At 64.1% G+C, this 21,171-nt stretch carries 21 protein-coding genes; 11 read left to right on the forward strand and 10 right to left on the reverse strand.

Annotated features, from left to right (window positions below):
* Nucleotides 1-80: 80 nt before the first annotated feature.
* From MAIT1_RS16585 to argJ, 3 genes are all read right to left on the reverse strand, one after another.
* Entirely contained in the window at nt 81-1,124 is a 1,044-nt protein-coding gene (locus MAIT1_RS16585) for an IS110 family RNA-guided transposase (protein ID WP_085440579.1), read from the reverse strand.
* A 242-nt stretch (nt 1,125-1,366) separates the two neighbouring features.
* Nucleotides 1,367-1,768: a hemerythrin domain-containing protein gene (locus MAIT1_RS16590; protein ID WP_085444663.1), complete on the reverse strand. Its 402-nt coding sequence runs from the start codon at nt 1,766-1,768 to the stop codon at nt 1,367-1,369.
* A gap of 19 nt (nt 1,769-1,787) precedes the next feature.
* Nucleotides 1,788-3,008, reverse strand: a complete 1,221-nt coding sequence (gene argJ / locus MAIT1_RS16595; protein ID WP_085444664.1) for a bifunctional glutamate N-acetyltransferase/amino-acid acetyltransferase ArgJ — start codon at nt 3,006-3,008, stop codon at nt 1,788-1,790.
* A gap of 181 nt (nt 3,009-3,189) precedes the next feature.
* Between argJ and MAIT1_RS16600 the strand changes: the two genes are divergently transcribed.
* Entirely contained in the window at nt 3,190-3,654 is a 465-nt protein-coding gene (locus tag MAIT1_RS16600) for a hypothetical protein (RefSeq protein ID WP_085444665.1), read from the forward strand.
* Nucleotides 3,651-4,061: a (deoxy)nucleoside triphosphate pyrophosphohydrolase gene (locus tag MAIT1_RS16605; protein WP_085444666.1), complete on the forward strand. Its 411-nt coding sequence runs from the start codon at nt 3,651-3,653 to the stop codon at nt 4,059-4,061. Before MAIT1_RS16600 ends, MAIT1_RS16605 begins: the two co-directional genes overlap by 4 nt.
* Nucleotides 4,062-4,067: 6 nt before the next feature.
* On the opposite strand, the gene MAIT1_RS16610 is transcribed toward MAIT1_RS16605, so the two are convergent.
* Together MAIT1_RS16610 and MAIT1_RS16615 are read right to left on the reverse strand one after the other, a co-directional pair.
* The gene (locus MAIT1_RS16610; protein WP_085444667.1) at nt 4,068-5,381 is read right to left on the reverse strand and encodes a GGDEF domain-containing response regulator; all 1,314 of its coding nucleotides are present in this window, start codon (nt 5,379-5,381) and stop codon (nt 4,068-4,070) included.
* 238 nt (nt 5,382-5,619) lie between these two features.
* On the reverse strand, nt 5,620-6,489 hold the full coding sequence (locus tag MAIT1_RS16615) for a methyltransferase domain-containing protein (protein WP_158089565.1): 870 nt from the start codon (nt 6,487-6,489) through the stop codon (nt 5,620-5,622).
* Between the two features lie 70 nt (nt 6,490-6,559).
* On the opposite strand from MAIT1_RS16615, the gene MAIT1_RS16620 reads away from it, so the two are divergent.
* From MAIT1_RS16620 to MAIT1_RS16640, 5 genes are read left to right on the forward strand one after another with little or no spacing between them, the layout of a single operon-like run.
* The gene (locus MAIT1_RS16620) at nt 6,560-7,285 is read left to right on the forward strand and encodes a ComF family protein (RefSeq protein ID WP_158089566.1); all 726 of its coding nucleotides are present in this window, start codon (nt 6,560-6,562) and stop codon (nt 7,283-7,285) included.
* Nucleotides 7,286-7,345: 60 nt separating this feature from the next.
* Nucleotides 7,346-7,603: a glutaredoxin 3 gene (gene grxC, locus MAIT1_RS16625; protein ID WP_085444669.1), complete on the forward strand. Its 258-nt coding sequence runs from the start codon at nt 7,346-7,348 to the stop codon at nt 7,601-7,603.
* A gap of 12 nt (nt 7,604-7,615) precedes the next feature.
* Nucleotides 7,616-8,446, forward strand: coding sequence for a carbon-nitrogen hydrolase family protein (locus MAIT1_RS16630; protein ID WP_085444670.1), 831 nt, complete (start codon nt 7,616-7,618; stop codon nt 8,444-8,446).
* Nucleotides 8,447-8,484: 38 nt separating this feature from the next.
* Complete coding sequence (locus MAIT1_RS16635; protein WP_143814891.1) at nt 8,485-9,330, forward strand: hypothetical protein; 846 nt, start codon at nt 8,485-8,487, stop codon at nt 9,328-9,330.
* Nucleotides 9,323-10,906 (forward strand): O-linked N-acetylglucosamine transferase, SPINDLY family protein, encoded by a 1,584-nt coding sequence (locus MAIT1_RS16640; protein WP_085444672.1) that lies wholly within the window; start codon nt 9,323-9,325, stop codon nt 10,904-10,906. The genes MAIT1_RS16635 and MAIT1_RS16640 overlap by 8 nt, the downstream gene beginning before the upstream one ends.
* Nucleotides 10,907-10,927: 21 nt before the next feature.
* On the opposite strand, the gene MAIT1_RS16645 is transcribed toward MAIT1_RS16640, so the two are convergent.
* The 5 genes from MAIT1_RS16645 to glnD form a co-directional block, all read right to left on the reverse strand.
* Nucleotides 10,928-11,503, reverse strand: coding sequence for a 2OG-Fe(II) oxygenase (locus tag MAIT1_RS16645; RefSeq protein WP_085444673.1), 576 nt, complete (start codon nt 11,501-11,503; stop codon nt 10,928-10,930).
* A 110-nt stretch (nt 11,504-11,613) separates the two neighbouring features.
* The gene (locus MAIT1_RS21900) at nt 11,614-11,766 is read right to left on the reverse strand and encodes a hypothetical protein (protein ID WP_158089567.1); all 153 of its coding nucleotides are present in this window, start codon (nt 11,764-11,766) and stop codon (nt 11,614-11,616) included.
* Nucleotides 11,767-12,198: a 2OG-Fe(II) oxygenase family protein gene (locus tag MAIT1_RS16650; protein ID WP_085444674.1), complete on the reverse strand. Its 432-nt coding sequence runs from the start codon at nt 12,196-12,198 to the stop codon at nt 11,767-11,769.
* 149 nt (nt 12,199-12,347) lie between these two features.
* Entirely contained in the window at nt 12,348-13,712 is a 1,365-nt protein-coding gene (locus tag MAIT1_RS16655) for a class II 3-deoxy-7-phosphoheptulonate synthase (RefSeq protein WP_085444675.1), read from the reverse strand.
* A 136-nt stretch (nt 13,713-13,848) separates the two neighbouring features.
* On the reverse strand, nt 13,849-16,653 hold the full coding sequence (gene glnD, locus MAIT1_RS16660) for a [protein-PII] uridylyltransferase (RefSeq protein WP_158089568.1): 2,805 nt from the start codon (nt 16,651-16,653) through the stop codon (nt 13,849-13,851).
* A gap of 195 nt (nt 16,654-16,848) precedes the next feature.
* Between glnD and MAIT1_RS16665 the strand changes: the two genes are divergently transcribed.
* The 4 genes from MAIT1_RS16665 to mrdA are packed head-to-tail and all read left to right on the forward strand — an operon-like array spanning nt 16,849 to nt 21,137.
* Nucleotides 16,849-17,883 (forward strand): rod shape-determining protein, encoded by a 1,035-nt coding sequence (locus MAIT1_RS16665; protein ID WP_085444677.1) that lies wholly within the window; start codon nt 16,849-16,851, stop codon nt 17,881-17,883.
* 59 nt (nt 17,884-17,942) lie between these two features.
* On the forward strand, nt 17,943-18,800 hold the full coding sequence (mreC, locus tag MAIT1_RS16670) for a rod shape-determining protein MreC (RefSeq protein WP_085444678.1): 858 nt from the start codon (nt 17,943-17,945) through the stop codon (nt 18,798-18,800).
* A gap of 14 nt (nt 18,801-18,814) precedes the next feature.
* Nucleotides 18,815-19,330, forward strand: coding sequence for a rod shape-determining protein MreD (mreD, locus tag MAIT1_RS16675; RefSeq protein WP_085444679.1), 516 nt, complete (start codon nt 18,815-18,817; stop codon nt 19,328-19,330).
* A complete protein-coding gene (mrdA, locus tag MAIT1_RS16680) occupies nt 19,311-21,137 on the forward strand; it encodes a penicillin-binding protein 2 (RefSeq protein ID WP_158089569.1) in 1,827 nt (608 codons plus the stop codon). Before mreD ends, mrdA begins: the two co-directional genes overlap by 20 nt.
* The last annotated feature ends 34 nt before the right edge of the window (nt 21,138-21,171 follow it).

Genomic DNA, 21,171 nt, shown 5'->3' on the forward strand with positions numbered 1-21,171 from the left:
TCTCTCGCAACCTGGCTGGTGGGATCTCTTTCTCTTTCCTTATCGGCCTGTTTTTCTTTTAGAGTTGTATTGCGCTCTCTCTACACAGCGGCGCTGGCCCCATAGGCCTCCTGCTTCACCAGCATCGCCCACGCGCTGCGCGCCATGCGGTTGGCCAGCGCCACCACTGCTCTATTTGCGCCGCGACGTTCCGACACCGACACTGCCCACTGGCTGCGGCGATCCGGCTTGTTTTCACACACGCGCAACGCCGCCCGCGCCCCATGAATCAACAGGGTGCGAAGATAACCGTTTCCCCGCTTGCTGATCCCCGTCAGCCACGCCTTGCCCCCTGTGGAGTGCTGATTCGGAACCAACCCTATCCATGCCGACAGCTCCCGGCCATTCTTAAACGCCCGCACATCCCCCACCGACGCCAACAGCGCCGTCGCCGTGATCGGACCCACTCCCGGGATCGTCATCAGCAATCGACACTGCGGCTCCGCCTTGGCCAGCGCCTCAATCTCACGCTCATATTTGCCGATGCGCTCATCCAAATGCGCCAGCTCATCGCGCTCATCCTCCAGAATTACGCGAAAATTGGCGCTCATTTCCGAGCTCTCATCACTCAAAATCAGCACAATCGCCCGCCGCGCCTGTTTGATGCTCTTGGGAAAGACAATCCCATACTCGGCAAGCAGTCCGCGAATCTGGTTCACCAACGCCGTGCGGTTCTTCACCGCCAGACTGCGCACCCGATGCAACGCTAGAATTTCTTGCTGGGCAACGCTTTTGATCCCCACAAAACGCATATTCGGACGCTGTACCGCTTCACATATCGCCTCTGCATCCACGCTGTCGTTCTTGTGCCGCTTCACGTAGGGCTTCACATATTGCGGCGCCATCAAACGCACATCATGCCCATATCCCTGAAATTTCCGCGCCCAATGGTGGGCGCCGCTACTGGCTTCCATCCCCACCAGGCACGGCGGCAGTTGCGCCATGTACTCCAGGAGCTCGTCTCGTTTCAGTCGCTTCTTGAGAACGCTTTTGCCGCGCGCATCGACGCCATGCAACTGAAACACGCTCTTGCCCAGATCAATCCCCAGTACCCGTACCTGTCCGTTTTCGATATGATTGCTCATGGTCCGCTCCGACTCCGTTTAGATGGAAAAACACACCACCATCTTGGCCCATTGCGAGGCCGTTTGGGTAGCGGAGCGGACCATTCCATTACACCCGCTGGGGGCGCGGCCCCCAGACCCCGCCGCCGACCAGTCGGCGGCCAATAGTCAGCGCAAGCGCCACCTGCATCACGCAAACATTGGACGTTCTCTCCAGGACTGGTTTTCATGGTTTTCGGATTTGCGTCGAAGCCTCGGCGGGGTCAATCGGACTCAAAACCCTTCATGCGCGCATAGGCGGCGGTGGCGGCGTCCATGGTGTGGGCGTGGTTGAGCAGCCACTGGGGGAATTCATTCTCAATGTAGTCCCGCGCCGGGGCCAGTTGGCCGCGGCGCATCTGCTCGCGCAGGGCGTCATACCCGGCCAGGGTGCGCAGGTGCTCGCCCCGATGCACCGGCGCCGGGGGAAAGGCGATTTTGTCCATCAGCGCCTCTTCGCGGGCGAAGTGTTCGCGCATGTGGGTGAGCCACTTGTCGAACAGCGCCGGGAATTGATCCTCCGACGCGCCGATCATGGCGTTGGCCAACGCCACCGACTCGGCGTGGTCGGCGTCCATAAATTCCAGCCCCATGCGGGGCACGTCGTTGAAGTCAATCAGCGGCATATGCGCTCCTCCGCTCGGCTTAGGTGCGATAGTCGGCGTTGATGGAGACGTATTCGTGGGTCAAATCGCAGCTCCACACCTCCGCCCGCCCATCGCCTGAACCCAGATCGATGCTGATCTCGATCTCATCGCGCTTCATCACCGCTTGTCCCATCTCTTCGGTGTAGCTGGCGGCGCGGCCGCCGCGCTCGACGATGAGCGCCTCGCCCAGATGGATGGTCGTCGCATCGGGGTCGAAGGGGACGCCCGCATACCCCACGGCGGCGATGATGCGCCCCCAGTTGGGGTCGGAGCCAGCGCAGGCGGTCTTCACCAGAGAGCTGCGCGCCACGCTCATGGCCACCTGCTTGGCCCCAGCGTCATCGGGCGCGCCGGTGACGCGCAGGGTGAGGAACTTGCTCGCCCCTTCGCCATCGCGCACAATCCACTGCGCCAACTCCTTGGCCAGACTCTCCAACGCATGGGCGAAGGCGGCGGCGCGGGGGTCGTCGGGATCTTCGATCAGGGCGTGTTCGGCCTGTCCCGAGGCGAACAGCATGCAGGTGTCGTTGGTGGAGGTGTCGCCATCCACGCTGATGCAGTTGAAGCTGACGCCATTGGCGCGCTCCAGCAGAGTTTGCAAGGCGCGCGGGGCGATGAAGGCGTCGGTGAAGATGTAGCCCAGCATGGTGGCCATGTCCGGGTGGATCATGCCCGAGCCCTTGGCGATGCCCACCAGAGTCACCGGCGCGCCGTCGATCTCCACATGGCGCGCGCCGCCCTTGGGGAAGGTGTCGGTGGTGGCGATGGCGCGGGCGGCGGCCTCCCACTTGCCCGGGGCTAGAGCGTCGCGCAGGCCCGGTAGGGCGTCATTGATCTTCTGTGCGGGCAGGGGCTCGGCGATGACGCCGGTGGAGGAGAGGAACACCGCGCCATCGGGGATCTCCAGCAGGTCGGCCACGGCGCGGGCGTTGGAGAGGGCGTTGAGCATCCCTTGCGGGCCGGTGCAGGCGTTGGCGTTGCCGGAGTTGACCAGCAGCGCGCCCGCGCGCTCATTGGCCAGATGGTCGCGGCACAGGGTCACCGGCGCGGCGACCACGCGGTTGTTGGTGAACACGCCCGCCACCGCGGTATCGGCGGCCATGCGCGCCAGCAGCAGGTCCAACGCGCCATTCTTTTTGATGCCGCAGTGGGTCGCGGCGGTTTCGAATCCGGCGACGGCGGGCAGTTGGGACAGATCGGGCGGCGCGCCTACGGCCATGGCGGTTCCTCACGCAGATGGTGCGCTTCGGGCTCGTTTTGGGATGCCCGGCGCGGTATAGTAAACGCTTTGCACGCGGATTTTCGCCACCGGCGAAGGGCGCGCGCTATTCGCTTCAGAATGCGCCGATTATCGGTCATTGTGCGATAAATCACAACAGTTTGACGTAGGTGGAGCAGCGATGCACGGCAACGAATTCGCCGAACGGCTCAAAGGCCGTTTCGATGGTATGATCCGCATTGAGGACGTTCACAGTCTGGGCGAGCGCATGGCGGCGTTCAGCGCCTGGTGGGTATGCGAACCGCTGGGCGAGGAGGAGATCGTCGAAAAGATGGATGGCGAGCAGGCGCAGCGTCTGCTGCTGTCGCTGGCCGATGAGATTCTGCGCGAGGAGAAGGGGGTGTGGTCCACCATGGTCTACTCCCAGCGCATCGACGATGTGAAGATCATCAAGGTGTATCATCCGCGCCGGGCGGGCAGCTCCTGCGGCGGCGGCAAGAGCAAAATCGCGCCGTGGTGGGTGTTCGTCAATGTGGAGCCCCACGCCTGGCCGGAGTGGAAGCCCAAAGCCGAACCCGCCACGCCCGCCAAGGCGGAGGCTATGAAGGCCGCCGGACGCACTTGGTGGAAGAAGGTGTTTGCGTGAGCGCAGGCGGCGCGGGCAAGCCGCTGCTGCTGGTGAGCGCGGCGCTGATTGAAGACGCCGCCGGGCGGGTGCTGTTGACCCAGCGCAAACCCCGTGCGCATCTGCCGCTGTGTTGGGAGTTTCCTGGCGGCAAGGTGGAGGCGGGGGAGACCCCGGAGGCGGCGTTGATGCGGGAGATGCGCGAAGAGGTGGGAATCGAGATCGCCGATCTCAAACCCTGGCGCTTCGTGTCGCACGACTACGCAACGTTTCACCTGCTGATGCCGCTGTTTTCCTGTCGCATCGCGTCGGGAGAGCCGCAGGCGCTGGACGTGCATGCGGTGGCGTGGTTCGAGCGGGATCAGCTACGCGCACTCGACTGGCCGCCTGCGGACGAGCCGCTGCTGGAGGCGCTGTTGGCGCAGTAGCGCGCGTCAGCTATCCACGCAGACCTGGTTGCGGCCTTTAGACTTGGCTTCGTAGAGGGCTTGGTCGGCGCGCTCCACCAGCATGCGGATGGAGTCGTGAGCGCGATACTGCGCCACCCCAAAACTGCAGGTGATGCCGCCGGCTTGCGGCATCTCTGTCTGCTCGATCAGCTTGCGCAGCTTCTCGGCCAGCAGGCGCGCGTCTTCACTGCCGCTCTCCGGGGTGATCAGCACAAACTCCTCGCCGCCCCACCGCGCCACGGTATCGGAGGCGCGCAGATTGTTCTTCACCAGTTCGATCAACTTTTTCAGCACATCGTCGCCCGCGTTGTGGCCGTAGGTGTCGTTGACCTTCTTGAAGTGGTCGATATCGAACATGACGATGGAGAGCGGGCTGCGGTGGCGCATGGCGCGATGCATCTCCGCATGCATCACCCCCTCCAGGCGCGCGCGGTTGCAGGCTCCGGTCAGCGCGTCGGTGTAGGCGATCTCCTCCAGATTGCGCATCTGGTTTTCGATGAAGGTGATGTCCGACAGGGTGAGGATGTACTTGCCCGACTCCGGCGCGGCGTTGACCGTCACCGCAAACGGGCGCACTTCGCCTTCATGGTCACCAGCCCCGTGGGGGCAGTTGCGCTTCAGGTAGACGATGGGCGGCTTCTCCTGCTCTTTGAGCAGTCGGCTGATCCAGTTGTTCTGATTGATGGGTTCGTAGTCGGCGCCGTCCAGCGAGACCTTGAGCTGGAGATCTTCCAGTCGGTCGTGAAACTGTTTGACCGATTCAATGCCCAGATAGTCGAGAAATGCGCGGTTGAGATATTCAATGCGTTGATCGTTAACCACCATCAACAGATTGGGCTGGATATCCAGCACAAAGCGCAGGTAGCGGTTGGCCTCGGCCTGCTCGCGTTGGCGCCACAGCAGGCGCGCGCACTTCTCTAACGCAGTGATCAACTGGTGGGGGTCGGTGGGCTTGAGCACATAGCGGTCGATGCTCAGCTCAATGGACCGCATGAAGTACTCGTCATCGTTATACGCGGTGGTGACGATGATGGGAACGTCGTCGTTCTGTTCGCGAATGGCGCGGGCCATGGCCAAGCCATCCATCACCGGCATCAGGATGTCGGTGATCACCATGTCCGGTTGGCGGGAGGCGAACAGAGTCAGCCCCTCCTGACCGTTGGCGGCGGTAATCAATTCCCCCACGCGACGCTTCAAAAACAGCGACAACTGCAGACGTATCTCTTCATTGTCCTCTACATAGAGGATCGTCAGGGACTTGAGAAACTCTTGCGTGGAGAGGGTTTTGGTCTGCTCCATTAACGCTCCCGTCTCATCAATCTTCTGATGCGGCGATCGGAGTGAGGCGTTTGCTCGCCGGTTGTTTTATCGATCGTCCCTGCGTAAATACAGTGACATCTGAATGTGCATTGGGTTCAACGCCCAGCGGGCTCGGAAAAATACCACAAAAAAACGGTAAAACGCACGCTTTCCGTGCGGCGGTTAACAATTTCAGGATCTTCCCTGCAAATCTTAGGCGCGTTGATGCGCAATACGGTTACGCGCCAGGGTCGGGATTTTTCCACCCATGGCCGAACAGGAAGTCCAGCGTCACCAGCAAAGAGCCATCGGCGGCGCAAAAGCGTTGGCGATAGAGCTCCTCCAGCGCGCGCAGATGGCCGCGCCCGAGCAGCCCCTTTTGTGCGGCCCGATAGGGGCTGACCGCGCCGCCGTCGCGCAGCATGCCCAGCAGGTCCGCCAGGGTGGGGACCTCCACGCAGGCGAACTCGCGGTCGGCCACCGGCAGGGTGAAGCCTGCGGCGGCCAGGGCGTCGCCCAACTCGCGCACGTCCGGGTATTGCGGAATGCGCGGGCGATGGGGATGTCCATGGGTTTGATCCATCTGGCGAGCGCAGGCGGCCAGTTCGTGAAACGCCTCGCGTCCGGGCACGGAGAAGAGCAGTAGGCCATCGCCAGTCAGCACGCGGCGGCACTGCTCCAGCGCCGCAGGCAGATCGCCGCTCCAGTGCAGGGACAAATTGGCCAAAATCAGGTCAAAACTATTGCTGGCAAAGGGTAGCGCCAGCAGGTCGGCGGCCACAAACGGCGGCGCGGCGCGCAGCAGCTTGCGGCGCGGGCGCAGCGCCCGGGCGGCGGTCTGCGACAGGCTGAGGGTGATCACCTGCGCTTTGGGCCAGCGTTGGGCGATGGCGGCGGCGGTGGCGCTGGTGCGGTCGCCCAGGTTGAGAATGCGGCGCGGCGCGATTTTGATGCCGTCGAGTTTGTCGCCCAGCAGCAGGCCGGTTTGATACAGTGGGCCGTCGTCGAAGGGGAAGTCGCGCGCCGCGCGGCTCCAGGCGCGACGGGGGGCGGCGCGATCGAACGGCGGCGGCGCGATGGGGATCATGGGAGCGTTGGGCTCGGACATGGACAATAGCCTGTTTAGCGGGGAAAATAGAGCCTTGCGCGCACGCCGGGCTACAGGCATTGTGCGATGCATGAGCGGGATTGGCAAGCCATTGGCCCGAACGTTGCTCAATTGGGCGCTGCCCGAGCGTTGCGCGCTCTGCGGCGAGGACGCCGCGCCGTTAACTGACGGCGCCTGCGCTGTCTGTTTGGCGCAATTGCCGCCCATGCCGCCGCCCGGTTGCGCGCGCTGCGGCGCCCAGACCGGCGCGCCGCTGGATGTGTGCGGGGCGTGTCACGATCAGGTCGATATTCAGGATGCAACCTGGCGCGCGTTCCCTTATGAAGAGCCGATCCGCACCCTGGCCACCGGTTTGAAGTATCATGATCGCACGCGCTGGGCGCATCTATTGGGGGCTTGGGCCGCAACGCGGTTGGAGGCCCCTGTGCGGGCGTTTGCGCCGGACTGCATCACGCCCATGCCGTTGCACTGGCGTCGGCTGCTGTTCAAGCGCGGCTATAACCAGTCGGCGCTGCTGGCGCGGGTGCTGGCCAAACGGCTGGGCGTTCCATTGGACACCCGGGGCTTGCGCCGGGCGCGCGCCACGCCGCCCCAGACCGGTCTGTCGCGACGGGCGCGATTGCGCAATGTGCGCGGTGCGTTTGCGGTGCGTGATGACCGCTTTATGGGGCGTCGCGTGTTGTTGATTGATGATGTGATGACCACCGGCGCCACCACCTTTGAAGCCGCGCGGGTTCTCAAACGCGCCGGCGCGGCGCAGGTGGCGGTGGCGTGTATGGCGCGCACGCAGAAATAGCGCGTCGTGCTGCAAGTGAATGTGATGATGTTGTGGGAAAGTTAATCCAGGAGAGCGAGAATGCCGCAAGTGACTGTCTACACCACCACCGTCTGCCCCTACTGCGTGCGCGCCAAAATGCTGCTGCAGAAGAAGGGCGCCTCCTATGAAGAGGTCAACCTTGATAAGGAACCGGGCCGCCGCGACGAAATGCTGAGCAAGAGCGGCGGCAAGCGCACCGTGCCGCAGATCTTCATTGGCGACAAGCACGTGGGCGGGTGTGACGATCTGTATGAACTGGAGCTCGATGGCGAGTTGGACGGCCTGTTGGCCGACTAAGGGAGAGACGTGATGCAGCAGGAGCAGGCGCGGACGACCACCGCGGCAGTGATCCAGATGAACGCCCAGGATGATCGTCAGGCCAATCTGGACAAGGCCGAGAGCCTGATGACAGAGGCGGTTCGCGCGGGCGCCGAGCTGCTGGTGTTGCCGGAGAACTTCTCCTTCTTCGGCGCCAGTGAAGCCGACAAGCTGGCGCACCGCGAAGACCCGGAGAATGGTCCTTCGTTGGCGATGCTGCGCGGTTTTGCACAGAAGCATCGGGTGTGGATCGTGGGCGGCTCCATCGCCGTGGACGTGGGCGAAGCCGACCGTGTGGGCAACACCTGTTATGTGGTGGATGACGCCGGGCAGGTGGCGGCGCGCTACGACAAGATCCATCTGTTTGATGTCAATCTGGGGCGCAGCGGCGCCTACCGCGAGTCGGACATCATTCGCGCCGGGGTCGACCCGGTTGTGGTCGCCACCCCGTTTGGCGTGGTGGGGCTGACCATCTGCTATGACCTGCGCTTCCCGGAGCTGTATCGCCGTCTGGCCCAAATGGGCGCGACCATCTTCACCGTGCCCTCGGCGTTTACCCAGGAGACCGGTCAGGCGCACTGGGAGCTGCTGCTGCGCGCCCGCGCGGTGGAGAACTTCGGCTATGTGCTCGCGCCGGGGCAGTGGGGCAAACATCCCGGCGGGCGCCGCACCTATGGTCACTCGCTGACGGTGGAGCCGTGGGGCACGGTGACCGCGCGCTGTCCCGACGGCGCCGGATTCGTCCTCACTCAGATCGATCCCGCCGCCGTGCTCAAGCGCCGCCAGCAGATCCCCTGTCTGTCCCACCGTGTGATCGGCTAATGCCTGTTGTGCGCCACAGCTCCCGATCTCTCGGGGTCGTGGCGCTGATTGTGGCGCTGCTGACGCTGGCGGCTCGATGCGCCAGCGCCGCCGAGACCGACGCCACCCGCCACTGGGTGGTCGCCGCGCTGGCCGAGTCGCTCAATCCTGACGCGCCCCATTGGAATCGCGCCGCTTCGCTGCTGTTTCCCCTCACACGGGGGTATCACGTCGGGGATGACGCGGCGGTGGACGCGGCTTTGGCCGATGCGGCGGTGTTCCTGAGCGCCATCGATCTTGCGCTGCTCAGCGATGATGCCCGCGCCGACTATGATCTGATGCGCGGTTTTCTGGCTGACGCCGGGGTGATGACAACGCCCCCTGACTCCGCCGCGCCCCCTGTTGTGTCCCACGCTCCAGCCGATGATCCCTTCACGCTGGCCAATCAACTCAACGCCCAGTGCGGATTTGACCCACGCAAACCCGGGCGCGCGCACCCAGGGTTCCTGCAGGCGTTGATCCAGAAGATGCATTTCCATGGCGGCTTCTCGTCGGCGGATCCGCTGGAGGGGTTCTATCTGGACTCCCACGCCACATTGGCGCTGCATTTGTGCGCCGCCCCTCAGGCGGTGCGGCAGCGGGCGCAGGCGCATCTGGCGCACCTGGCGCCTCTCCTGATGCAGCGCGGCGCCCTGGATGCGCTGACAGAGCTGTTGGTGTTCCTGAACTGGATGCGCACGCCGCTGCCCATGTGGCGGCGCTACGACGCCTATATCGAATCACAGGTCAACGCTGATGGCGGCCTGTGTCGCATGCGGCGTCCCGGTTGCGCCTCCGACTGGCACGCCACCAGCCTATTACTGGAGTGGCGGCGGCTGAAACAGGCGGCGCACAACGATGAGTGACTCCTTCTCCGCGCTGATGACGGCGGGGCGCGCCGCCTATGCGCAGGGGCGATTCGACGCCGCATTGATGCTGTTTGAGCAAGCATGCGCAGCGGATCCCACCCATGCGCCCTCCTGGTATGGCGCGGCGCTGTGCCGTCAAACGCTGGGCGATTGGGGCGGCGCCATCAGCGGCTATCAGCAGGCGTTGGCGCGCAACTCCGACGACCCGGACACGTGGAACAATCTGGGTGTGGCGCTGCAGGCCATCGGCAATCTGGAGGTGGCCGAACAGGCGCTGCGCATGGCGGTGAAACTCAGCGGCGGGCGTCCGGCGCTGCTGGGCAATCTGGCTGGCGCGCTGCGCGTCCAGGGGCGGTTTGAGGGCGCGTTGGCGGCGCTGCGTGAGGCGCTGGCCGCGCAGCCGGATAATCTGGAACTGCACGCCAACCTCATTTTTACGTTGGATCAATCCCCTGGAATCCCCTTTGCGGAGCTGTTGGCGGAGCGGCGCGCCTTCAATGCGCGTTTTGTCGAGCCGCTGAAGCCCGTCTGGACCTCACCCGCCAAGCGCGTCTCCGATTCCGCTGGGCCGCTGCGCATCGGCTATGTGTCGGCGGACTTTCGGCGCCACTCCGCCGCGTGGCTATTCGGCCCCATCCTGTGGAATCACGATCCGCAGCGGGTGCAGTGGGTCGGTTACGCCAATCAGACTCAGAGCGATGATCTGACTGCGCGCTTTCGCGCCGCCGCCAGCGGATGGCGGGAGATCCTGGGGGGCGACGACGCCACGGTGGCGCAGTGGGTGCGAGAGGATCGTATCGATCTGCTGGTGGATCTGTCGGGTTACTCGGCGGGCAATCGATTGGGGGTGTTTGCGCAGCGTCCGGCGCCGTGGCAAGCCAGCGGTTGGGGCTATGGCGTGGGCATGGGGCTGGACTGCTATGATCTGATTTTCAGCGGTCCCGGTATTTTTACCCGAGAAGAGATCCAGGCGCTGCCGGAACGGGTGGTGACGCTGCCTGCGCCGTTTGTCTATACGCCGCCAGAGCGGACGCCTCCGCCTTCTGTGGTGGCGCCACGGGGAATCAATGGTCATCTGACCTATGGCGCCTTCACCCGGGGCGAGAAGATCAGCGACGCCACTCTGGCGTGGTGGGGCGAGGTGTTGCGCCGCGAGCCTTCTGCACGACTGCTGATCAAAGGGCCGAATCTGAACCCTGAGGCCAATGGCGAGCGGGTGCTGAGTGGGTTGCAGAGCGTGGGGGTGGAGCCGGAGCGGGTGCGCATTCTGCCCGCCACCGACCAGATGGCGCACCTGGCGGCGCATCAGCGCTTGGATGCGTTGCTGGACACCCTGCCCATGAACGGCGGGACCTCCACTTGTGAGGCGCTCTATATGGGCGTTCCGGTGATCACGCGCAGCGGCGCGACGCCCGCTGGGCGCACGGGGGCGGCGTTGCTGACGGCGCTGAATGCCCCCGACGGGCTGCGTGGCGCGGCGTTGCGTCAGCATTTTCTGGCTTCGCCGCTGGGCGATGTGGCGGCCTCTGTGCGCGCCTATGAAGAGTCATTAACCGCGATCATCACCGTCTAAGCGGACGCCCCGCGCCCACACTCACATCTCTTGATTCATCAAGCTTAGATCCGAGGCGTACATCACGTCGGTGCGCAGGGCGTACTTGGTCCCTTGGCGCAGAGTGCGCCCCTGGTGGCGCAGCTCATGGCGGAACACCACCCCCATGCCCGCTTCCGCGACCACACGGAAGTCTTCAAACTCTGTCTCGCCCCCTGCGAAGTCGTCATTGAGGTAGATGAGCAGGGTGAGCATGCTGACCTCGGACGGACTCTTGCGGAAATGGCCGTCCTGATGCCACTTGAAATATTGCGCGCCGGTATAGCGCAACAGGCGGAAGTGGTCGTTCAGACCCACGGGTCGATAGATATAGATCTGTGGCGGCAGGAAGGGCCGCACGCGGGCATACAGCGTCTGCGCCAATTCGGTATCCTCAAAGATGACGCGATCGTTGTTGCGCACCTCGTCGGAGTAGACCTCGCCACGGCCGGTCTGGATCAGCGCCTTGTCATACCCTGCGGCGTCGCCGCGCGCGATGATGTGGCGACACTCCTCGGCGCTGAACAGATTGCGCAGGGCGAACGATTGGCTCTCGGCGTGGATAACTTCCGGGGTCATGGCGTTGCTCTGTTAAGACTTCTCAGTCAAATCAATTGGCGGAGTTGAGCGGGTTCCGACAGGCGGCGCGCGCCGCCCGTCGAACACTTCAGATGTTTGTGCGTGATATCTTATCGGATTTTACCGTTCTGTCCACTCAAGTGCAGGTTGGCGGCGTAGATGATGTCGGTGCGCAGGGCGTATTTGACTCCCTCCAGCACGCGCTTGCCCTGGTGTAGCAACTCATGCTGGAAGATCACCCCCGCACCGGCCTGGGGGCGCACTCAGAACTGTTCAAACTCGGTTTCACCGCCAGTAAAATCGTCATTCAGATAGATCAGCAGGGTGAGCAGACTTCTCTGCGCGGCGCTATAGCGAAACTGGCCATCGCCATGCCACGTGAAATAGTGACCCGGCGCATAGCGCAGCAGACGAAAATGGTCGTTGAGACAGAGCGGGCGGTAGATGGCGATCAGCGACGGAAGAAAGGGCTCAATGCGCGCATACAGCGTCTGCGCCAGATCCGCATCCACGAAAATCACGCGGTCGTTGTTGCGGGTCTCCTCCGCATAGACTGCGCCATCCTCGGTTTGCATCAGGGCTTTGTGATAGCCCTCGGCAGCGCCGCGCCGGATGATGGCGCGGCGCTCGGCGTCGTTGAGCAGTTCGGTGAGCGCAAAGGCTTTGGACGAGTAGGGAATCTTCGAAACAGACATGGCGCGGACTCCTGCTGGGATTGCGGCAAGGGGAGGCTGCGGAGCGGGGCATGGCCCCATTCCGCAAGCGTATCGTCAGCGAGCATTGGTCAGTCGAAGAACAGCAGGGGGGAGCCGGGGAGCGGCACGCCGCTCCCCGGGAATGCGCTTCAGGGCTTCTGTTGCAGCTCCTGGATCGCCTCGGCGATGAGGAAGGCCAGATCCAGGGATTGCTTGGCGTTCAAACGCGGATCGCAGGTGGTGTCGTAGCGCTCCTGCAGATGCTCCTCGGTGAGCCCCTGGGAGCCGCCCACGCACTCGGTCACCGCATCGCCGGTGAGTTCGAAATGCACGCCGCCGGGGCAGGTGCCCTGGGCCTTGTGCACGGCGAAGAAGTTGCGGATCTCGTCGAGAATGTGCGCCACATCGCGGGTTTTGTGACCGCTCTTGGCGCTGAAAGTGTTGCCGTGCATGGGGTCGCAGCTCCAGATCACCGAGCGCCCTTCGCGCTTGAGCGCTTCGACAAACTTGGGCAGCTGATCGGCCACCGCATTGTGGCCGAAGCGGGTGATCAGGGTCAGGCGGCCCGGAACGTTGTCGGGGTTGAGCGCATCGCACAGACCCAACACGTCGTCCACGGTGGCTTTGGGACCAACCTTGCAGCCGATGGGATTCTTCACCCCGCGCAGGAACTCCACATGGGCGCCGTCCAATTGGCGGGTGCGCTCGCCGATCCACAGCATGTGCGCCGAGCAGCAGTAGAAATCGCCGGTCAGCGAGTCGCGCCGGGTCAGCGCCTGTTCGTACTCCAGAATCAGCGCCTCGTGGCTGGTGAAGTACTCCACTTCATGCAGCACCGGGGTGTTGGCCGAGTCGATGCCGATGGTCTCCATGAAGCGCAGCGCTTGGCTCAAACGGTCGGCGATGTCGGCGTAGCGCTTGCCCTGGGGGCTGTTGGCGACGAAATCCTGGTTCCAGCTCTGCACCCGGTGCAGGTCGGCGTAACCGCCGCTGGTGAAGGCGCGGAGCAAGTTCAGGGTGCTGGCGGACTGGAAGTAGACCCGCTCCAAACGGCCCGGATCGGGCTTGCGCGCCTCTTCGGTGAAGTAGGGGTCGTTGACCGCTTCGCCGCGGAAGCTGGGCAGGGTCTCGCCGTTCTGCGTCTCGGTGGGGCTGGAGCGCGGTTTGGCGAACTGACCGGCGATGCGGCCCACTTTGACCACCGGACGACCGCCGCCATAGGTGAGGATCACCGCCATCTGCAGCAGCACTTTGAGTTTGTCGCGGATGGCGTCGGCGCGGAAGTCGCTGAAGGATTCGGCGCAGTCGCCGCCCTGCAGCAGGAACGCCTTGCCCTGGGCCACTTTGGCCAAATGGTCGGAGAGCGCGCGCACTTCGCCGGCAAACACCAGCGGCGGATAGCTGCTGAGATTGCGGAAGGTTTGATCCAACGCGCCGCGATCGGGCCAGTCGGGTTGCTGGTGGGCGGTGCGCTGTTTCCAGGAGTCGGGGCTCCAGGGTTTGGAATCGGCCACGGCGGACTTCCTTATTGCGCGCCTCTGCGGGAGGCGAGTTGACACGTCCCGGCGTGCGATGATTGCGCGCAGGGCGTGGGTCAAATTGCGTTGAGCCGGGGATTATAGCCCGGAATGGGCGATTTTCGCTACCCCCTCAATCGCTCCAGTTCTCTTGCGGCGTTTTCGCGTGGGGCGCGTGGGGCAGGCTCCCGCCCAGCGCGCCGCCGCCCTCATCATGGGCCTGCTGCTCCAGGCGCTCGATGCTCTCCAGAATGCCCGCGCGCAGACGGCGCAGTTTCTCATGCCCCAATTTCAAGCCGAACATGTCCTTGATATAGAACACGTCGATCACCCGTTCGCCGTAGGTGGCGCACTTGGCGCTGCTGATCTGCGCGCCCTGCAGCATCAACTCATGGGTGATGGTGTAGAGCAGGCCGAAACGGTTTTTCGTGCCGATCTCCAGCACCGTGTAGAGGTCGGAGTAGTCGTTGTCCCACTCAATGTGGGTGGGCACCACGAAGCTGTCGGCTTTGGGCTCTTTGTGCTTGGGAATGCCGATCTCCTCTTCAGGCAGGGTATGGCCAAAGAGAATGCGTTCGAGGGTGCGCTTGATGTTCTGGCGCTTCTCCTCGTTCTTGATGGGGCGGTCCATGGCGTCCTGGATGATGAAGATGTCCAGCGCCATGCCATCCTTGGTGGTGTTGGCGTTGACCGACAGAATGCTGGCCGAGGCCGCCGCCAGCCCGCCGGAGATGCGCTCAATCAGACCCGGGTGGTCCTGGGTGTGGATCAGCACATCGGTGGCGCCGGTTTCCGGATTGTCGCGGAAGCTCACCGTGAGCGGTTCGCCAGCAGTCTCGCGCAGGGCCAGATAGTGCTCCAGGATGTCCTCGGCGTCGAAGCCGAGGAAATAGTCGTTGTAGAAGCGCGCCATGTAGGCTCGCGCGTCTTCTTCGCTGACATCGTGTTTGGAGAAGAGGACCAGGGCGGTCTGGCGCTGCTCCTCGGCCAGGGTGGCGATATCCTCGGGGGTGAACAGGCCGCGGTTGATCACCTTGGCGGCGACGTTGTAGAGGCGGCGCAGCAGATTGGCCTTCCAGCCGTTCCACACATTGGGCCCCACCGCGCGGATATCGGCCACGGTGAGCAGCAGCAGCAGATCCAGATTGCGGATGTTGCCCATCTCGCGGGCGAAGCTGAGCACCGTTTGCGGATCGTTGAGGTCGCGCTGGAAGGCGGTGCGCGAAAAGATCAGATGCTTCTCCACCAGCCACGCCACCTGTTCGGTGTCGCGCGCATCCAGTCCCAGGCGCGGGCACACCTCGCGGGCGATGGCGGCGCCCTTGATCTCATGCTGGCCGCCGCGCCCTTTGGCCACATCGTGGAACAGCACCCCCAGGTAGAGGATCACCGGGCGGCGCAGATCGGTCATCAGCACCGTGCTGATGGGCAGTTCATTCTCCAGCTTGCCCGCTTTGATGTTGCGCAGCTCCTCCACCGCCAGGATGGTGTGTTCATCCACGGTGTAGACGTGGAACAGGTCGTGCTGAGTCTGGCCGATGATGCGGCCGAACTCCGGCAGGTAGCGCCCCAACAGACCGCAGATGTTCATTTTGCGCAGCACCCAGGCCACCGCGTGGTGGCCGTTGAGCAGTTGCAAAAACAGTGCGGCGACCTCCGCGTCGCGGCGGAAATTCTGGTCCACCAACCCCAGGTTCTGCGTCACCAGGCGCATGGCGTCGGGGTGGACGCTCTTCTCCATGCGTTGGGAGATCTCGAACAGCCCCATCAGGCGCGCCGGTTTCTCCAGGAACGCGGTGGGGTGGGTGATGGTCATTTTGCCGCCCTTGAGGACGAAGCAATCCTCCACCGGATCGCCATCCAGGGTGTTGGTGACGTGCTCCTCCTGGTAGATCTGCAGGAACACCTGGGAGAGGTTGCTCACCTGCTTGGCGGCCTGATAGTAGCGGCGCATGAACTGCTCCACCGCAGCCATGCCGGGGCGATCCTTGTAGCCGAACTCTTTGGCGATCTCCACCTGATGGTTGAAGGTGAGGCGGTCGTCGCGGCGACCGGCGCGGTAGTGCAGGGCGTTGCGCACGCGCCAGAAGAACTCGCGGCAGCGGTTGAAGGCGCGATACTCCTCCTCGGTGATCAATCCACGCGGCAGCAGCTCCTTGACCAACTCCACCCGGTAGCGGTACTTGGCGATCCAGAAGAAGGTGTGGATGTCGCGCAGGCCGCCGGGGTTCTCCTTGATATTGGGCTCCAGATAGAACAGCGAATTGCCGAAGCGTTCATGACGTTGACGCTGTTCGGTGATCTTATCCTCCAGGAACACCTCGGGGTTCTCCAGCACGGCGCCGGCGAAGTGGTCGAGGAAGGTCTTGAAAAGAGACTGATCCCCGGCCAGAAACCGCGATTCAAGCAGGGAGGTGCGGATCTCCACCTCGCGGCTGGCCTGCTCCATGCATTCATCCAGTGAGCGCACCGCATGGCCCAGGTCGAGCCCCAGGTCCCACAGGAAGTAGAGGGCGCGTTCAATCCGTTTATTGAGGGATTCGCTCTCGGTTTCCCCCAGCAGAAACAGCAGGTCGACATCGGAGAAGGGGGCCAACTCGGCGCGGCCGTAGCCGCCGGTGGCCATCAGCGCAAAGCCGGGTTTGTCCGGGTCGGCGCCATCGGCGTGGTTGAGCAGTCGGTGCAGACGCTGCAGCACGGCGTCCATCAACAGGGTGTGGCTCTTGATGATATGGCGCCCTTTGGCTCCGTCCAGATGCTGTTGATGCAGCTCCTCGCGCCCTTCGGTGAGCGCGGTTTGGAACAGCGTGACGAGTTCTTGACGCGCAGGCCCGGTGAACGGGTCGGCGGCGGCATCGGCCAAGTAGGGCTCCAGAGCGCGATCGAAGGCGCTCACGTCGATGTCTTCAGCGCAGGGGTCGGTGTGGGTCAAGGGCACGGAGCGGATTCCTGAAAGCCCGCCGCAAAGGGCGTGGCGACAACGGTTGATGGGGGCTCAAACAGCGTGTAGAGTGCCTTTTTTTGAGGCGGATCGCCACCTGTGACGGATGCCCCAATGTGAGCAAATGGATCGCACGCGGCCTGCAGGCCGCAACGGCGTGATCGATACTACCTGGACCAAGGGTCATAACGCATGTTCAGCAAGCTTCTGGGGTTGTTCTCCTCTGATATGGCCGTCGATCTGGGCACGGCCAACACCCTGGTCTATGTGCGCGGCCAGGGCGTGGTGCTGTCAGAGCCTTCGGTTGTTGCGATCCACGATAGTTCCCGCAACGGGCGCAAAGTGCTGGCGGTGGGCAACGAAGCCAAGCGCATGTTGGGGCGCACTCCCGGCAATATCGTCGCCACGCGCCCCATGCGCGACGGCGTGATCGCCGACTTCGTCGTCACCGAGGCGATGCTCAAGCACTTTATTGATAAAGTTCACAAACGCAAGTTTCTCTCCTCGCCGCGCATCATCGTCTGCGTGCCCTACGGGGCCACGCCGGTGGAGCGCCGCGCCATTCGCGATTCGGCGGACCGCGCCGGCGCGCGCGAGGTGTTCCTGATCGAAGAGCCCATGGCGGCGGCCATCGGCGCGGGCCTGCCGGTGACCGACGCCACCGGCTGCATGGTGGTGGACGTGGGCGGCGGCACCACCGAGGTGGCCATCATCTCCCTGGGCGGCATCGTCTATTCGCGCTCCATCCGCGTGGGCGGCGACAAAATGGACGAGGCCATCGTGGCCCACGTGCGCCGCAAGTACTCCCTGCTCATCGGCGAAGGCACCGCCGAGATGATCAAAATCAACGTCGGCTCGGCGTTCCCCATGGAGGAGCGCATCGAAGTGGAGGTCAAGGGGCGCGATCTGGTCAATGGCGTGCCCAAGCATCAGGTGATCTCCGACCCGGAGATTATGGACGCCTTGGCCGAGCCCATCAACGCCATCGTTGAGGGCGTGCGCATGGCGCTGGAGCGCACCCCGCCGGAACTGGCCGCCGATATCGTCGATCGCGGCATCGTGCTCACCGGCGGCGGCGCGCTGTTGCGCGGTCTGGACAAGTTGTTGGCCGAGGAGACCGGCCTGCCGGTGATCATCGCCGAAGACCCGCTCTCCTGCGTGGTGATGGGCTCCGGGCGCGCCCTGGAGGAGTTGGACGCCATGTCCGATATCCTCATGGACCGCTGACGGAGCGTCCGCTCATGGGCGCCCCACATGTTGCGTCACCCCCGGTTGGGGAGTGAACCATGCTGCCCCTGCTCACCCTCATCAAAGAGTATCGCCAAGGTCTCGCCGCCTTTGTGCTGATGCTGGTGGCGCTGTTCCTGATGCTGTCGGTGCGTCCGGGCGATCAGCAGGGCATGAACTCCGCACAATCCCTGGTTTTGGATATTATGGGCGGTCTGCAACGGCTGATCCTGTCGCCGGTGGAGGCGACCCGCGCGGCGGGCGAGCGCATCGATGACCTGATGGCGCTGGACGCCGAGAATCGCCGCCTCAAGCGCGAACTGGCGCGCATGGCGCCGCTGCAGCTGCGCGCCGAGGAGTTGCGGCGCGAGAACCAGCGCCTCAAAGAGCTGCTGAGCATGCCAGCCGACCCGCTGTATGGCAAACTGGCCGCGCGGGTGATCGGCGACTCCTCCTCGGCCTTCGCCCACTCCCTGATGATCAACGCCGGTCGCGACAGCGGCGCCGCTCTCGATAGCGTGGTGATGGGCGCGCGCGGCCTGGTGGGGCGCGTGATCCAGTTGGGCGAGAAACACAGCCTGGTGCTGTCGATTCTGGACGTCAACTCGCGGGTGCCGGTGATGGCGCAGCGTTCGCGCATCAAGGCCATGGCCGCGGGGGCCAATGATCGTCTGCTGCGGCTGGAGTTCGTCGCCCGCGAGGCGGACCTGGAGGCGGGCGATCTGATCATCACCTCCGGCAGCGGCGGCGTGTTTCCCAAGGAGTTGGCGGTGGGCCATGTGGTGTCGCTGCAGAGCGTCAAGGCGGGGCTGTTCCAAACCGCCTGGGTCAAACCCATTGCGGATTTCGACCGTCTGGAAGAGGTGCGTCTGCTCACCCCCGCCACGCTGCCTGATGACCGCCTGGCGGCCCAGTAGGCCGGGGTGAGGCGGTGATTCTGGCTTCTCTCAGCCGCTGGATCCCGGCGTTGACGCTGATTCTGGCGGTGGCCATTCAGGAGCTTGCCCTGCCGTGGCGCGCATGGTCGGTGTTCCGGCCCGATCTGGCGCTGTTGTGTCTCTTCTACTGGCGGCTCTATCGTCCCGACCTGTGCGGTCCTCTGCTGGCGTTTCTGATCGGTCTGCTCATCGATATGGTCAGCGGCGCGCCGCTGGGGCTCAACGCGTTCAGCAAGACGCTGTTCATTCTGCCCATCAGCTACTTTGGCGCGCGTCTGCGGGCCACCGATTTTCTGTTTTTGCTACCGGTGGTGGCGCTGCTGGGCGCCGGTGAGCAGTTGGTGCAGTGGGTCACGCTGCTGCCGCTGCAACAGGGCTGGGCGCGCTGGGATCTGGTGGCCGGTCGGGTGATCAGCACGGCGCTGTGCGCGCCGCTGGTGGTGGCGGGGCTGATTCATCTGCACCGCACATGGTTGGAGGAGACGCCGGGTGCTGGAAGACGATCATGAACGCTTCCGCGTGGATGCGCGCCGCCGGGTGTTGACCTTGGGGGTCGGCGCCGCCGGTTTGTTCGCCGTGTTGATCGGACGCCTGTTCAATTTGCAGGTGTTGCGCGGCGGCGCCTATCGCGATCTGGCCGAGAACAACCGCATCAGCCTGCAGCCGCTGCCGGCCCCGCGCGGACGCGTATTCGATCGCTTTGAGCGCATGCTGGTGGAGAACAGCCCCAACTACCGCTTGGTGGCGATTCCCGAAATCAGCGGGCCGGTGAGCGAGCTGGTGGGGCGTATCCGTCAGATCACGGAACTCAGTGACGAGCAGATCGAACAGGTCCTCAAACAGGCCAAACGTCAACGCGCCTTTCTGCCGCTGAAGATCAAATCCCACCTGTCATGGTCCGAACTCAGCCGCATTGAAACCCGCATTCATGAATTGCCCGGAGTGGAGATTCAGGCCCAAGCGCGGCGCCACTATCCCCATGGCGCGCTGCTGGCCCACGTGCTGGGCTACCTGGGCGAAGTGACCGAACGCGACCGCAAGCGCTTCCCCAACTTTCGCTATCGCGCAGGCGATTTGATCGGCAAGACCGGCATCGAGCGCGCATTTGAGACCCAGTTGCGCGGCCACGAAGGGGTGCGCGAAATGGAGGTCAACGCCATCGGTCGGCGGGTGCGCGAGCTGGCCCGGCGCGAGCCCGATCAGGGGCGCGATCTGACCCTCACCATCGATCTGGATCTGCAGCGAGACGCCGAAGCGGCGTTGGGGGAGAACTCCGGCGCGGTGGTGGCGCTGGACCCGCGCAATGGCGAGGTGCTGGCCATGGCCAGTTCGCCCTCGTACGACCCCAACCGCTTCATCGAAGGGTTTCGCAGCGACGAGTGGCGCGAGCTGATCACCGACCCATTCCGCCCGCTCTCCAACAAGGCGGTGCAGGGGCGCTACCCGCCTGGCTCCACCTTCAAGATCGTGGTGGCGCTGGCGGCGCTGGAGTCGGGCAAAATTTCGCCCCATGAGAAACTCTTCTGCGGCGGCCATCTGACGCGCCATGATCACCGTTTTCACTGCTGGCGGCGCGGCGGCCATGGTTCAGTCAATCTCAAGCAGGCCATGGCGCAATCGTGTGACGTCTACTTCTATCGGGTGGCCGAAAAGCTTGGCATCGACACCATTCACGATATGGCCGACCGCCTGGGATTCGGTCGCCAAAGCGGCATTGCGCTGGGCGGCGAGCGGCGCGGCATCAACCCGTCGCGGGAGTGGAAAAAGGCCAATCTGGGTAAGATCTGGTTCCCCGGCGAAACGCTGATCAGCGCCATTGGTCAGGGCTATAATCTGGCCACGCCGCTGCAACTGGCCAACATGATGGCGGCGGTGGCCAATGGCGGCGTGCTCTACAAGCCGACGCTGGTGCGTCCGGCGCGTGGGCGCGAGCCGCAGGTGCTGCGCCACACCCGCTTGCGGCCCGAGGATCTGGCGTTCGTCAAGGAGGCCTTGGAGGAGGTGGTGCACGGCGCCCGCGGCACCGCCCATAACGGACGCCCGGAGCTGGTGCGCGCAGGCGGCAAGACCGGCACCTCTCAGGTGGTGCGGCACAAGCGCGAGGCCTCAGGCAAGATCATCAAGGATGACGACCCGACCCTGCGCGATCACGCCCTGTATGTCTCTTACGCCCCGGCGGACGATCCGGTGCTGGCCATCGCGGCGGTGGTGGAGCATGGCGGCGGCGGCGGCTCGGTGGCGGCGCCGGTGGTGAAACAGGTGATGGATGGCCACTTCGCCCGCCGCAAGCAGTGGTGGGAGCGGCGCGCGTTATGAATACGACCTGTGCGCAACAGCTGGGGAGGGGCGG

Source organism: Magnetofaba australis IT-1 (genome assembly GCF_002109495.1).
GTDB lineage: Bacteria > Pseudomonadota > Magnetococcia > Magnetococcales > Magnetococcaceae > Magnetofaba > Magnetofaba australis.

Excerpts from the sequence above, each read along its gene's own strand:
- MAIT1_RS16585 (WP_085440579.1), bottom strand. The coding sequence starts at position 1,124 with ATGAGCAATCATATCGAAAACGGACAGGTACGGGTACTGGGGATTGAT.
- MAIT1_RS16590 (WP_085444663.1), bottom strand. The coding sequence starts at position 1,768 with ATGCCGCTGATTGACTTCAACGACGTGCCCCGCATGGGGCTGGAATTT.
- argJ (WP_085444664.1), bottom strand. The coding sequence starts at position 3,008 with ATGGCCGTAGGCGCGCCGCCCGATCTGTCCCAACTGCCCGCCGTCGCC.
- MAIT1_RS16600 (WP_085444665.1), top strand. The coding sequence starts at position 3,190 with ATGCACGGCAACGAATTCGCCGAACGGCTCAAAGGCCGTTTCGATGGT.
- MAIT1_RS16610 (WP_085444667.1), bottom strand. The coding sequence starts at position 5,381 with ATGGAGCAGACCAAAACCCTCTCCACGCAAGAGTTTCTCAAGTCCCTG.
- MAIT1_RS16615 (WP_158089565.1), bottom strand. The coding sequence starts at position 6,489 with ATGTCCGAGCCCAACGCTCCCATGATCCCCATCGCGCCGCCGCCGTTC.
- MAIT1_RS16620 (WP_158089566.1), top strand. The coding sequence starts at position 6,560 with ATGAGCGGGATTGGCAAGCCATTGGCCCGAACGTTGCTCAATTGGGCG.
- grxC (WP_085444669.1), top strand. The coding sequence starts at position 7,346 with ATGCCGCAAGTGACTGTCTACACCACCACCGTCTGCCCCTACTGCGTG.
- MAIT1_RS16630 (WP_085444670.1), top strand. The coding sequence starts at position 7,616 with ATGCAGCAGGAGCAGGCGCGGACGACCACCGCGGCAGTGATCCAGATG.
- MAIT1_RS16640 (WP_085444672.1), top strand. The coding sequence starts at position 9,323 with ATGAGTGACTCCTTCTCCGCGCTGATGACGGCGGGGCGCGCCGCCTAT.
- MAIT1_RS16645 (WP_085444673.1), bottom strand. The coding sequence starts at position 11,503 with ATGACCCCGGAAGTTATCCACGCCGAGAGCCAATCGTTCGCCCTGCGC.
- MAIT1_RS16650 (WP_085444674.1), bottom strand. The coding sequence starts at position 12,198 with ATGTCTGTTTCGAAGATTCCCTACTCGTCCAAAGCCTTTGCGCTCACC.
- MAIT1_RS16665 (WP_085444677.1), top strand. The coding sequence starts at position 16,849 with ATGTTCAGCAAGCTTCTGGGGTTGTTCTCCTCTGATATGGCCGTCGAT.
- mreC (WP_085444678.1), top strand. The coding sequence starts at position 17,943 with ATGCTGCCCCTGCTCACCCTCATCAAAGAGTATCGCCAAGGTCTCGCC.